The 13,503-nt window shown below is 34.0% G+C and carries 12 protein-coding genes; 8 read left to right on the top strand and 4 right to left on the bottom strand.

The genetic code is table 11. The features are described from left to right. The first annotated feature begins 94 nt into the window (after positions 1-94). Positions 95-1,423, top strand: coding sequence for a tRNA (N(6)-L-threonylcarbamoyladenosine(37)-C(2))-methylthiotransferase MtaB (gene mtaB, locus OA85_RS11945; protein ID WP_039110014.1), 1,329 nt, complete (start codon positions 95-97; stop codon positions 1,421-1,423). A 73-nt stretch (positions 1,424-1,496) separates the two neighbouring features. Here mtaB and OA85_RS11940 read toward each other — a convergent pair whose 3' ends face one another. Beyond that, positions 1,497-2,213 carry a 3-ketoacyl-ACP reductase gene (locus OA85_RS11940; RefSeq protein WP_039110013.1) on the bottom strand — a complete coding sequence of 239 codons (717 nt, stop codon included), beginning with the start codon at positions 2,211-2,213 and terminating at the stop codon, positions 1,497-1,499. Between the two features lie 148 nt (positions 2,214-2,361). Next, on the bottom strand, positions 2,362-3,183 hold the full coding sequence (locus OA85_RS11935) for a hypothetical protein (RefSeq protein ID WP_039110304.1): 822 nt from the start codon (positions 3,181-3,183) through the stop codon (positions 2,362-2,364). Between the two features lie 173 nt (positions 3,184-3,356). Between OA85_RS11935 and OA85_RS11930 the strand changes: the two genes are divergently transcribed. From OA85_RS11930 to OA85_RS11920, 3 genes are all read left to right on the top strand, one after another. Further along, positions 3,357-4,238: a phosphate--nucleotide phosphotransferase gene (locus tag OA85_RS11930; protein WP_039110012.1), complete on the top strand. Its 882-nt coding sequence runs from the start codon at positions 3,357-3,359 to the stop codon at positions 4,236-4,238. Positions 4,239-4,425: 187 nt separating this feature from the next. Next, positions 4,426-5,874: a hypothetical protein gene (locus tag OA85_RS11925; RefSeq protein ID WP_052257238.1), complete on the top strand. Its 1,449-nt coding sequence runs from the start codon at positions 4,426-4,428 to the stop codon at positions 5,872-5,874. A gap of 88 nt (positions 5,875-5,962) precedes the next feature. Beyond that, positions 5,963-7,735, top strand: a complete 1,773-nt coding sequence (locus tag OA85_RS11920; RefSeq protein ID WP_039110011.1) for a cytochrome-c peroxidase — start codon at positions 5,963-5,965, stop codon at positions 7,733-7,735. A 47-nt stretch (positions 7,736-7,782) separates the two neighbouring features. Here OA85_RS11920 and OA85_RS11915 read toward each other — a convergent pair whose 3' ends face one another. Next, positions 7,783-8,334, bottom strand: a complete 552-nt coding sequence (locus OA85_RS11915) for a hypothetical protein (RefSeq protein WP_082014175.1) — start codon at positions 8,332-8,334, stop codon at positions 7,783-7,785. A gap of 234 nt (positions 8,335-8,568) precedes the next feature. On the opposite strand from OA85_RS11915, the gene OA85_RS11910 reads away from it, so the two are divergent. The 4 genes from OA85_RS11910 (at position 8,569) to OA85_RS11895 (ending at position 12,302) form a co-directional block, all read left to right on the top strand. Further along, entirely contained in the window at positions 8,569-9,948 is a 1,380-nt protein-coding gene (locus OA85_RS11910) for an MATE family efflux transporter (protein ID WP_039110010.1), read from the top strand. 82 nt (positions 9,949-10,030) lie between these two features. After that, entirely contained in the window at positions 10,031-10,939 is a 909-nt protein-coding gene (locus OA85_RS11905; protein WP_156129457.1) for a prohibitin family protein, read from the top strand. A gap of 76 nt (positions 10,940-11,015) precedes the next feature. Further along, positions 11,016-11,246, top strand: a complete 231-nt coding sequence (locus tag OA85_RS11900) for a hypothetical protein (protein WP_039110009.1) — start codon at positions 11,016-11,018, stop codon at positions 11,244-11,246. A gap of 255 nt (positions 11,247-11,501) precedes the next feature. Further along, positions 11,502-12,302: a hypothetical protein gene (locus OA85_RS11895; protein ID WP_039110008.1), complete on the top strand. Its 801-nt coding sequence runs from the start codon at positions 11,502-11,504 to the stop codon at positions 12,300-12,302. A gap of 26 nt (positions 12,303-12,328) precedes the next feature. Here the strand turns inward: OA85_RS11895 and meaB are convergent, their stop codons facing one another. After that, positions 12,329-13,417 (bottom strand): methylmalonyl Co-A mutase-associated GTPase MeaB, encoded by a 1,089-nt coding sequence (meaB, locus tag OA85_RS11890; RefSeq protein ID WP_039110007.1) that lies wholly within the window; start codon positions 13,415-13,417, stop codon positions 12,329-12,331. Positions 13,418-13,503: the final 86 nt, after the last annotated feature.

Raw genomic sequence — 13,503 nt, 5'->3', positions numbered from 1 at the left:
TATAGAAAATTATTGATTTCATTTTCCAGAATATTGTTCGTAAATTTGCGGACTTAAATTTTTTGACAACGATTTCATTAATTTAAGACAAATTATGGAAAATAGAAAAAAAGTTGCTTTTTATACACTTGGTTGCAAACTGAATTTTTCGGAAACTTCTACAATTGCCCGTAATCTTCAAGATGAGGGTTTTGATCGCGTAGATTTTGAGGAAGTTGCTGATATGTATGTGATTAATACATGTTCAGTTACTGAAAATGCAGACAAGCAGTTCAAACAAGTCGTGCGAAAAGCAATGAAATTGAATGATAAAGCATTTGTTGCAGCAGTAGGTTGTTATGCGCAATTGAAACCGGAGGAATTAGCCAGTGTAGATGGGGTGGATTTAGTTCTTGGTGCAACTGAAAAATTTAAATTGGCCGATTATATCAACGATTTGTCTAAAAATGATTTTGGAGAAGTACATTCTTGTGAAATTGCCGAAGCTGATTTCTATGTGGGAAGTTATTCGATAGGTGACAGAACCCGAGCTTTCTTAAAAGTGCAGGACGGTTGCGATTATAAATGTACGTACTGTACGATTCCATTAGCAAGAGGAATTTCGAGAAGTGATGAACTGGAAAATGTATTGAAAAATGCATCTGAAATTTCGAAACAGAATATCAAGGAAATTGTTCTTACCGGTGTAAATATTGGAGATTATGGTAAAGGAGAATTTGGAAATAAAAAACACGAACATACTTTCTTAGAATTAGTTCAAGAATTAGATAAAGTAGAAGGAATCGAAAGATTGCGAATATCCTCTATTGAACCGAATTTATTGAAAAATGAAACAATAGAATTTGTTTCGAAAAGCAGAACGTTTGTACCGCATTTTCATATTCCTTTGCAATCCGGTAGCAATGACATTTTGAAATTAATGAAACGTCGTTACCAACGCGAAGTATATACCGAACGTGTAAACAAAATCCGTGAAGTTATGCCGCACGCTTGTATTGGTGTGGATGTGATTGTTGGTTTTCCTGGTGAAACTGATGAGCATTTCTTAGAAACGTATCATTTCTTGAATGACATGGATATTTCATATTTGCATGTTTTTACGTATTCAGAACGAGATAATACCGAAGCAGCAGCAATGGAAGGTGTTGTTCCTGGAAATGTTCGTGCTAAACGTAGTAAAATGATGCGTGGACTATCCGTTAAAAAACGCCGTGCTTTTTATGAAAGCCAATTGGGAACAAATAGAACTGTTTTATTTGAAAGCGAAAATAAAGAAGGGTATATTCACGGTTTTACGGAAAATTACGTAAAAGTAAAAACGCCTTGGAATCCAGAATTAGTAAATACATTACACGAAATCAATTTGACTAAAATTGATGAGGATGGTAGTGTAAGAATGGATTTTGTAAATGTTTTAGTTTAGGTAGATTCAAGATTCCTATAAATAGTAAAACCCCTTTTCCGAGGGGTTTTTGTTGTTTTAAAACGAAAATAATTTAAGGATTCGTAGACCAAATGCTGCTGTTTTTGATGAAAACCCGTCGGTTTAATTTGAGTTGCGCGATGATTAATTCGGCCATATCTTCCGCTTGCATGACTTTATCAGGATTGCCATCGGTCAAGTTTAATTCTTTGGCCATGTCTGTCGCAACAGTGCTTGGAGTTAGAGCGGTAACTCGAATGTTATGTTTGCGAACTTCCTGCATCAGTGATTCCGTCAATCCTAAAACTGCAAATTTGGAAGCGCTATAGGCACTTGTTAAAGCATTTCCGCTTAATCCGGCTGTCGAAGAAATGTTGATGATATCGCCCGTTTGTCTTTCTATCATATTAGGCAAAACGGCACGTGTCACATAATAGGTTCCCATTAAGTTTACCTGAATAATACGTTCCCAAGCGGCTGGTTCTAGTTCTAAAAATTTTCCAAAAGCAGCAATTCCTGCATTGTTGATTAAAATATCAATAGTTCCAAATTCAGCTAGGGCTTTCTCAACGGCAGCGTTTACCGAATTGATATCAGCAACATCAGCGGTTATGGCTAGTGCTTTTACTCTTAAAGAACGTACTTTTGCCGCTACACTGTCTATTTCCTCCTGTGTTCTGGCAACCAAAATTATATTTACACCTTCTTTGGCTAAGGCCAAAGCGATCGCTTTTCCAATTCCTTTTCCAGCTCCTGTAATCAGGGCATTTTTATTTTTTAAGTCAGTCATTTATTAATTATTTTATGCCAATAAAAGGCTTAGTTTACTGTAAAAGTACCTCGTTTTAAATTTGAAATCTATTTTGGGTTTCTATTTAATCTAAATTTAACGTTATATTATTTCGGACGAAAGAAACATTTTTTTATCTGATGGACATTCATTTTAAATCTAATGTCAATTTGTAAATATCCGTTTCCAGAGTTTCGGTGTCCTTATCCTCACAGAGCAGGAATTCGATTTTTTCTTTTGAATGCGTAAATAAAGTTAATCCTTCGAATTTGTGGGTTTCTGATACCTTTTGGGTAAATGCAACTTCGAAAGTGTCGAATGATAAAGCGCCTATGAAACTTCCCAATACTTCTCCGTCGTCATACGTTGAGGTCGTATTTTCTACCGCAGCCAAAAAATAGATTTTATCTTCCACGAGAATGGCATCGGTGAAGGTAGCTTCGATGGTTTGGATTTTTGGTAAAGGGATTGGAAAAAAGCGAATGTCATTTCCTTCTTTGTCTAAAACAAAGATGCCATTTTTTGATTGTGCTCCATTGCCTCGTTGAAACAAATGCCATTTTTCGTTGTGAAATAAAGCGCCTTCTATGTTTAAATCATCATCCGAAATAGAAGCGGTTAGTTTTAGTTTCTCATAAATTGCCGATAAATCTTCCTCTTCTATCACTGCAGAAGTAAGATTGTAACTGATGCGTTTGTTTCTGTTAGGCGTGGAACCCGAGCCAAAAAGATAGAATTTATTTCCTTTTTGGGTTATGGATTCAAAATCGAATTTGTCTTTTTTAGGAATGTTTTCCTGACTGTTTTCAAAGAGCTTTATTTTATGGAGTTCTTTTTCTTGGATGTTGTATTTGTAAAGAAAAGAGCTGTTGTCAGAGATTATAAACAAAGAACTGTCTTTGTAAATGAGTCCTGAGGCAGAACCAATTCCGTTGATTTGAAACAGTAGATCGAGTTGAAATGGTAGCATATTGTTTGTTTTGGAAAGGAATGCCCTAGCCCAGATAGCAGAGGAAATCCTTTTATTATTTTTCTTTAAAATAATAAAAGATTGCAACGAATAGCTGGAAATAGCTCCTGAAATTCATCAGGATTAATCCTTATTATTTCTTATATTTGAGATGTAAAGATAAAATATTTCTTATGAAGTCTATAAATCCCGATGATTTTAAAGTGATTGATAAAATTGATTTGTCCAGTATTCCTACGAACTTATTTAATGGAAATAGTGACGATGATAAAGAAGAGAAACTGGATAAGGTGCAAGTGAAATTGAGCGAAATACAAGATGTGATGTATGCGCACAATCGCTATGGCGTTTTGATTTGTCTGCAAGGCATGGATACCTCGGGGAAGGACAGTATGATTCGGGAAGTTTTTAAGGAATTTAACTCTCGTGGGGTGGTCGTCCATAGTTTTAAAACGCCAAATTCAAGTGAGTTAGAACATGATTATTTGTGGAGACATTATTTAGTTTTGCCAGAAAAAGGGAAGTTTGCGGTTTTTAATAGGTCTCATTATGAAAATGTTTTGGTCACCAGAGTGCATCCTGAATATATTATGAATGAAAATTTACCGGGTATTGAAAAAGTAGCTGATATTACACCGCAATTTTGGGAAAATAGAATGCAGCAAATTAATAATTTTGAGAAACACATTACTCAAAACGGAACTATTATGCTGAAATTCTTTTTGCACATGAGCAAAGAGGAGCAGCGACAACGCTTGTTACGCCGCTTGGAAGAACAAAAACACAACTGGAAATTCTCAACAGGTGATTTGAAAGAAAGAGAACGTTGGGATGATTATATGCATTATTATGAGGAGGCTATCAATAAAACATCTACTGATTATGCGCCTTGGTATGTCATTCCTGCGGATGATAAGGAAATGGCCCGTTATATTGTAGCCAAAATTATTTGGGAAGAAATGCAAAAACATACTGATATTAAAGAACCTGAAATGGATGAAAAAATCAAGGGAAATATCGAAATGTATAAAGAAATGTTGAGCAAGGAGAATTAGTTTGAATGATTTTCTCGTGAAAGTTATTTCAAGTTTATCATTGTATTACGGTATTGTTAGTATGTAAAGTTATTGTTTTTTAGAGTTGGACACCCTAGTTAACTCTTAGCTTTTTGTTAATATTCAGTTCATTTGAAGTTAAAATTCAGTGCATTTCTTTGCCTTGAATTTAAAACTATCGACCAAGATGAAAAGAATTATTTTGCCAATGTTATTTTTAGCTTCATTAATCTCTTGTGAGAATGATGCTAAATCTTCGAATGAAACTACAGCTGTAGTTTTAGCTAACCAATCTGTAACTCCAGTATTATTAAAAAAGCAAGCAGGTTTTGAAAGCTTGGAACTTTTTTCACTTATCACTTCAGATGATGTTTTGGCAGGTAGTCCAAATTATGTTTTTGGAGGTTCAGCTGACGGTTCAGGATTGTTGAAAAATTCAGATGGAACTTTTACTTTTTTAGTAAATCAAGAAGATAATTTTTCGGTTTCCAGAATTACTTTAGACAAAACATTCAAACCTACAAAAGGAGAATATTTGTTGAATTCTAATGGGGGAACATGGAGATTGTGCGGAGCTACTATGGCAACTGTTGCTGAACATGGTTTTGGACCACTTTATTTAACTTGTGGAGAATCTGGAGAAGAATCTCGTACCCATGCTTTAAATCCTTATGGAGATGTTGGTTCAGCATCTGTTTCTAAAGAATTATCCGGTTTAGGAAGATTAAGTGCAGAGAATGCTTTGCCTTTGAGAAAGACTGCTTTTGCAGGGAAAACAGTTGTTGTAATAGGTGATGATGATTCTGGAACTTATGGGGGTCAAGTATTCATGTATGTTTCAAACACTGTTGGTGATTTAGCAAATGGTTCTTTATATATGATGAAAAGAACAGATGACAATCAAAGAGAAAAAGATATGGTTACGGGACAAACGTATCCTGTTTCGTTTGTAAAAATCGAAAATCATACTACAATGACCGGAGCCCAAATTAATGCATCGGTGAATACGCTAAAAGCGATAAAATTTGGTCGAATTGAAGATTTAGATTATAGAAAAGGTGGTGATGCAGCTGATAGAGAAATTTACTTTAATGCTACAGGACAAAATACTACTGGAACTAATGCGGATGCTTCAAGAACCAAATACGGTAGAGTTTACAAGTTAAATTTAGACGCTGCAAATCCGTTAACAGGAACTTTACAAGTACTTCTTGATGGAGACGATCGTACAGGAATTGCGGGGAAATTCCAAAATCCAGATAATATTTGTGTAACAAAAAACTATGTTTATGTAGAGGAAGATGCTAATGGATATGGAGATGAAACGCATGATGGTTACATTTATCAGTACAATATTGCAACTAAACAATTGAAAGTTGTCGTAGAACTTGACCATCGTCGTGATGCTACTGATGCTGCAAAGTATAATGTAGGCGGAACAAGTAAATTTGGAGATTGGGAATATGGAGCATTAATTGATGTATCGGAACAAGTAGGAATTGACGATACCTTTTTATTGAGTGTTCAACCACATACTTGGAGAGGAACAAAATATAAAGGAGTTGATGGAGGTACAAATCGTCCAAATGAAGATCAAGCCAGCCAAATTGTAATCATCAAAGGACTTGCGAGATAATTGATTCTCTAAATTAAATAGTTACAAAAACCCACGGTTTCTTATTAGGAATCGTGGTTTTTGCTTTTCTCCATTTTTAAAATTTCTTATGAAAAATTTCTTTTTTCTTTTATTGTTGATGCTTCTTTTCTCTTGTAAAAACCAACCCAAACACGAAAAAATAAATGATTTGTTTCAATCAGATATTCAGGTCCTGATTCAAGATGTTTCTCGATTGGAACTTTTGGTAAAATCAGATTCGATTTCGACACAAGTTCAAAAACAATTTCTGAAAGCACATGAAAGCTATAAAAAAGTTGAAATGATAAGTGAATATTATTTTCCTGTTGTTTCTAAAGCGATTAATGGACCCGCATTAGACGAGTTTGAAGAAGATGAAGGAAAAACTGTTCCTCCAGAAGGGTTTCAAGTAATTGAAGAATTGCTTTTTCCAAGGTATGATTATCGATCAAAAGGGGAGCTTCTAAAAGAAATTGGGATTCTTTCTGCCAATTTAAAACGATTAGACAAAGTTTCACAAACCAACGAATTAACGGATTCCCATGTTTTTGATGCGATGCGTTTAGAGGTTTTTAGAATCATAACTTTGGGAATTACCGGATTTGATTCTCCAATTGCTCAAAACTCTATTCCGGAAGCAGTATCATCATTAGAAAGTATCGAAAAATACTATCAAATTTATGTTGATAATTCAGATGACTCGACTTCTAAATCAGTTTTAAAAACGATTGAAGAAGGGAAAGAATATTTGAAAAAGAATAGCAAGTTTAATGAATTTGACCGAGCTGTTTTTATTCGAAAATTTTTAAATCCGTTAAGTAAAGGGTTGTATAAAACTCAAATGGATTTGAAAATTCCTTTGATTAAAGAAACGAGAGGATTAAAAACAACTGCCCAGACACTTTTTGATAAAAACGCTTTTGATGCCGAAGCTTTTTCAGCATTTCCAGATTATGAAACGACCCCAGAAAAAATCGAGTTAGGGAAATTATTGTTCAATGATCCCATTTTGTCCGGAAATAATTCTCGTTCTTGTGCTTCTTGTCACCATGCTGACAAAGCTTTTACCGATGGATTAGAAAAAGCAGTTTCATTAGATGGACAATCGTTGGTTAAAAGAAATACGCCAACGCTGTCTAATATTGCTTTTCAATGTGTTTTCTTTTCAGACTCCAGAGTTACTTATCTGGAGGACCAAGCTGTAGCTGTAATTACAAATGAAAATGAAATGCACGGTTCTTTGAAAAAGTCAGTTTTGGCTTTAAAAAAAGAGGCGAGTTATGTTACTAAATTCAAAAAAGCATTTCCAAAAACAGCAATAGATGAATTTGCAATAAAAAATGCATTAGCGTCTTATATACGCTCTTTGAGTAATTATGATTCAAAATTTGATGAATACATGCAGGGAAATGAAACGTTAGATTTGGATGAAATTGCTGGATTTAATCTATTTGCAGGAAAGGCAAAATGTGCAAGCTGTCATTTTATTCCATTAACTAACGGAACGGTACCTCCAAGTTTTGTAAAATCCGAAAGTGAAGTACTAGGTGTTCCTGATGCAACTAAAAAATTGGATGCAGATTTAGGAAAATTCGAACTGACAAAAGCTGAAATTAACAGGAATTCTTTTAAGACACCTACCTTAAGGAATGTTGCGTTAACAGCTCCTTATATGCACAACGGTGTTTTTAAAACTTTGGAAGAAGTAATTGATTTTTATAATGATGGTGGTGGAAATGGATTAGGATTTAATTTGCCAAACCAAACTTTACCAGAGGATAAACTGAATTTAACTGACTTGGAAAAAAAACAACTCATCGCTTTTATGAAGACCCTAACGGATAAAAAGTTTTATAAATAGAAAATGCCCTGAATTTCAGGGCATTTTTTTTTAAGACTATATATGTTTTATAGTTTGAAACCATACGCTACACGAACTCCTACTTGTCCAAAACCTTTTCCTACAGAACCATTATTGTTCAATTTTTCAAAATCAGAATAGTGCTCATAATGCAATGATACATCAATGTATTTTGAAGCATACCCAATACTAGGGGATAATAATAAAGACGTTTTGTTGTAATCATTAGTTACTGCAAAAGCGGCCCCAGCTTCTCCCATTACATAAAATTGATCATTCCATACAAAAGCTTTAAAACCTGCTTTAGCGGGGATAAATCCTAAATCATTACCGTCTGCTTTACTTACAAATAAATTACTGTAACCAGTTGTCAAAGTTAAAGAGTATCTTTTTGACAAATCGTATTGAACTCTTGCATCAGCTCCTAATGCCAATTTGTATGGATCACTAACGGAGTATCCTGCATTTACACCAAATCCTAAACGGAATCCTTGGTCATAATTTGTAGCTTCTTTTGTTTCTTGTGCTTGTACATTGCTAGCAAACATCATTGCTATTGCAAAAACAAATAACATTTTGATTTTTCCTGTGCTTTTCATAATTGTAATTTTTTTATTAATATTTTTTTTTGGTGCTGTCTTGATTTTTATTTGATTCAAAACAACATTACAAATGTAGAACCCCGAATTGCTTGGGATGTTATAGAATTAATGGGTTTTGTTATACAATTCCTTGTTATGTGTAAATAATAACTAAAAGAGAGGCTTTATATTTGTAATTGTATCGATACAATTGAAACCTTCTAATTACCTTTGCCAACAAAAAAATAAAAAGTGAATTTATCTCAATATACCAAAGAGTTTTCTTATAATATCAGATTAGCTTATCCTGTAATTTTAGGAATGCTCGGTCATACATTAATAGGAATTGTAGATAATTTCATGGTAGGTAATCTTGGTTCTACTGAGTTAGCGGCTGTTTCCCTTGGTAATAGTTTTATCTTCATTGCATTATCTTTAGGAATAGGTTTTTCTACAGCTATAACCCCATTGACTGCTGAGGCTGATGCCGAAAAAGACGATAAAAAAATCCGAACTACTTTTCACCATGGGTTGCTTCTGTGTACCGTTTTAGGGGTAGCATTATTCATTTTGACGGTATTGTCTAAACAAATAATGTACTTGATGCACCAACCCAAAGCAGTAGCTGATATGGCTGCTCCTTATATTGATTGGGTGGCTTTTTCTTTAATTCCGGTTATAATGTATCAAGGATACAAACAATTTGCCGATGGTTTAGCGAAAACAAAATATTCAATGTATGCTATTTTTATGGCAAATGTGGTGCATGTGTTTTTTAATTATGTGCTGATTTATGGATTTTGGATTTTTCCTAAACTAGGAATTCTAGGTGCAGCATTAGGAACGGTAATTTCAAGAATTATGATGGTGGTTTTTATGCATTATCTTATGAAAAGAAACGAAGTATTGAAACGTTATTTTAAAAACTTTAGTTTCAAAGAAATACGAAAATCAGTTCTGAAAAAAATCATCAATCTGGGTTTACCTTCAGCGATGCAAATGCTATTTGAAGTAACGTTGTTTACTGCGGCTATTTGGCTTTCTGGTTCTTTGGGAAAAAATAGTCAAGCAGCCAATCAAATAGCACTGACTCTGGCATCCTCAACATTTATGGTAGCCATGGGTTTGAGTGTTACAGCGATGATTAGAGTAAGTCATACTAAAGGAATGAACGATTATAAAAATTTGATAATTGTTGCCCGCTCTATTTTTTTATTAGCAATTATGCTGGAAACACTTTTCGGGATTGTTTTTGTTGTTTTCCATAATTTTTTACCGCACTTATTTTTGAATATGAATGATTCTGCTCAAGTTTTGGACAATCAGGAAATAATTATAATAACGGCTAAACTACTTTTGGTAGCAGCCGTTTTTCAAATTTCAGATGGAATTCAAGTGGTAGTTTTGGGTGCTTTAAGAGGTTTGCAAGATGTAAAAATCCCTATGTATATTACGTTTGTTGCGTATTGGGTTATCGGTTTTCCTATTTCTTATTATCTAGGAAAATATACGTCTTTACAGGCAGTAGGAATCTGGATTGGGCTTTTGGCAGGATTAACAGCTGCCGCTTTATTTTTGTATATTCGCTTTGCGAGATTAACAAGAAAATTAGTTTTAAAGAATCATAAATAATAATGTTCTTACAATGTAACTTCTAATTTCTTTCCTCGTATAATAAGCATACAAACAAAACCTAACCAACCAAATAAAAAAAATGATACTATTTATTATTCTTGGAATAATTTTATTGATTACTAGTTTTTCATTAAAAAGTAATGTAAATCCGTTTTCAAAATTTGCAAATGTTCTAAAAATTATTGGCGTTTTAGTAATTGCTTTAGGTCTTTTTTCTTCGATGTTCAAACAGATTGATGCGGGAAAAGTGGGAGTTCAATCGCTATACGGAAGTGTACAACCCGATGTTTTGGAAAGTGGTTTGCATTTGATAAATCCATTATTGGATGTAACTGAGTTTGATATTCAAACTCAAAACTACACCATGTCAGCAGTTCATGGAGAAGGGGCTCAAACAGGTGATGATGCCATTCGTGTTTTGTCAAATGACGGTCTGGAAGTGGTAATTGATTTGACCGTTTTATTCCGTGTTTCGCCAGAATCGGCACCAAAAATTTTCAAGCAAATTGGAGTTGATTATTCGGATAAAATTGTTCGTCCCGTAACAAGAACCCGTATTCGTGATAACGCTGTTTATTATGATGCAGTCGCTTTATATTCTACCAAAAGGAACGAATTTCAACAACGAATTTTCAAAACGATAGAAGCTGATTTTAAAACCAGAGGATTGGTTTTGGAGCAATTGCTAATTAGAAATATTAACCTTCCTACATCAGTAAAAGCATCTATTGAAAGTAAAATTAATGCAGAACAAGATGCACAAAAAATGACTTTTGTACTTCAAAAAGAAAAACAGGAAGCCGAACGAAAAAGAGTGGAAGCACAAGGTATTGCTGATTATCAAAGAATTATTTCTACTGGCTTATCAGATAAACAATTGCAATACGAACAAATAAAAGCACAAAAAGAACTAGCAGCTTCTCCTAATACTAAAATCATTTTTATGAATGGTAGAGGCAATACACCAGTTATTCTTTCTGATAAATAGATTTTAAAAAAGTTTATTCGGTTATTTGTTTAATCGAATAAACAAAAACAACGATTAACCGATTAAACATAAAAAAATGGAATTACCAAAATTTTTACTAGGCGACAATACAGATTTTCCGGAAGATATTTTCATCATACACTTAGATTACCCAAGATTTATTATCAATCTAAAAGATGATGAGGTAGAGTTCATGGAAGAAGCGGAAGATCTTGATGAAGGTGAATTGAATGCTGAAATGGAGGGATTGATTGTTCTGGCGAATGAATTTTACGATAGGGAAATGGAGCGTTACGAAAAAGAGTAAGTTTAGTTTAACACGTTTCTAATAATAAATGAATGACCGTAAATGATTAAATTTTATCATTTATGGTCATTTTTTGTTTCCTTTTTTAAATATTTTCTAATTATTGAAAATAAAATTTATACTCAAATAAATTAGTTATATTTTTAACTAACTGGATTCGAGAATGTTTAAAACTAAAAAAAAATAATAAAAATAGGGGTAACAAATACTAACGGCTATTGATATACTACTATAAACCATTAAATCTAAACTGTGATGAAAAATTCAAAAACAATTTCAAAAGTTATTATTGTTCTGCTTTTATTGGCGCAAAATAGTTTTGCTCAACTAAAAAAATTAGATGCATCCATAAAAGAGAAAAAGATACAAACAGACAATTCTTTAAATGAAATGGAAACAAAGTCAACTCCAGAAACGATAGGAAATGCAAAAAGCAATATAAATAACATAAATGGAGGAATGCCCAATAGAATTTCGATGAATGTTACCGTTCCAAAACAAACTCAAGGAGCAACATTTGGCGAGAAAGTAAATGCGGGTAAAATAAATATAGCATTAATTGAAGGAGGTTGTGTTGTTTTATTTCCTTCTAATACAGGATATAAAATAAATATTGCCAATGGTAAAATTGTTGAATTGTCTAGAAATGAGAGTCTTGCTTTTGGCGAAAAAGTAAATCAAGGGTTACATGCAGCCGGAGGAGCATTATCACAAGGCGCCTCGTTATTGGGTGGTGTTTTGCCGGGTGGTGCTATTATTTCGGCAGCAGTTTCGAGTGTGGGTAATTTAGCAGGAGGTGCTGGCGGTGGAGCAGCTGCAGCTTCCTATGCAAGAACTGGAAAACTAGTTTGGAAAATGGAAGATAAGAATAGTGGTGATTCGATGTTGGAATTATCAGAGGGTGATTTTGAATTAGCATTTGTTATAGTTGAAAAAGCGACTTCGGGTTTAAAAGACACCTTGAAAACTCAGGTTCGCGTTGGTTTTACCATAGAAAATGGTATTTTAAAAACGAAACATGATACGGCTAAAAATTCCGTGGGTAACATCCGTTAAAAAATAATAGTTCTGAAATTTAGTTATTAAAATTTAAAATATTTTTCCAATAATAATTGAGCGGCTGTAAAGGGTGAAATTTCATCATTTTGCACCGCTTTTTTTGTTGAGTCCAATAATTGGTGAATTTCAGGATGGTTGTAAAAGTTCAATTTTAACTGTTCGTTGATCGTTTCTAACATCCAATATTGATTTTGCTCTTTTCGCTTTTCAAAGAAATAATTGTTCTCTTTCGTCAGTTCCAGAAATTGCTCAATAGTTTCCCAAACAGTCCTAATTCCTTCATGTGTTATCGCACTACAAGTTGAAGTGGTAGGAATCCAACCTGATTTTTTAGCAGGAAAAAGATGCAATGCCCTATTGAATTCTAGTTTTGCTAAGTTGGCTTTTCTAATATTATCGCCATCGGCTTTATTGATTACGATAGCATCTGCCATTTCCATAATTCCGCGTTTGATACCTTGCAATTCATCACCGGCGCCAGAAATTTTTAGCAGTAAAAAGAAATCCACCATACTGTGAACAGCGGTCTCACTTTGACCAACTCCCACAGTTTCAATAATTATTGTGTCAAACCCGCAAGCTTCACAAAGCGTAATGGTTTCCCTGGTTTTTCGGGCAACACCACCCAATGTTTCTCCAGATGCCGAAGGGCGAATAAAAGCATTTTCATCTTTAACTAATTCCTCCATTCGGGTTTTGTCACCTAAAATACTTCCATGCGAAATCGTGCTACTGGGATCAACGGCGAGAACGGCCACTTTTTTCCCTAAACTTGTCAAGTATTTTCCAAAAGCTTCAATAAAGGTACTTTTTCCCACACCAGGAACTCCAGTTATTCCTATTCTTACTGATTTATTGGCATGAGGTAAGCAAGCATTTATAACTTCGTTGGCTTTCGCCAAATGATCACTATTTGTACTTTCGACCAGCGTAATTGCCCGACTCAATGCCGTTATATTTCCTACTAAAATCCCCTCAACCAATTCTTTTGGTGAAGGTTGAATTTTTCTGAATTTTTTGATGTGCGCAACAGCGATTGAACTGATAATTTCTGGGGGAGAAATTCCAGGTTTTTCGTGTAGGGCGCTATGGGACTGTTTTTTATTCGACAAAATTTTTTATTTGAAGAGTAAAAGTAGTGAAAACAAAAACAGTTTCAAAAAGCGATTGCCTTATGAAACTGTTTTATTGGTCATAG

Origin of the sequence: Flavobacterium sp. AED (genome assembly GCF_000812945.1) — a bacterium.
Lineage (GTDB): Bacteria > Bacteroidota > Bacteroidia > Flavobacteriales > Flavobacteriaceae > Flavobacterium.
This window is presented reverse-complemented; position numbering and strand designations above follow the sequence as displayed.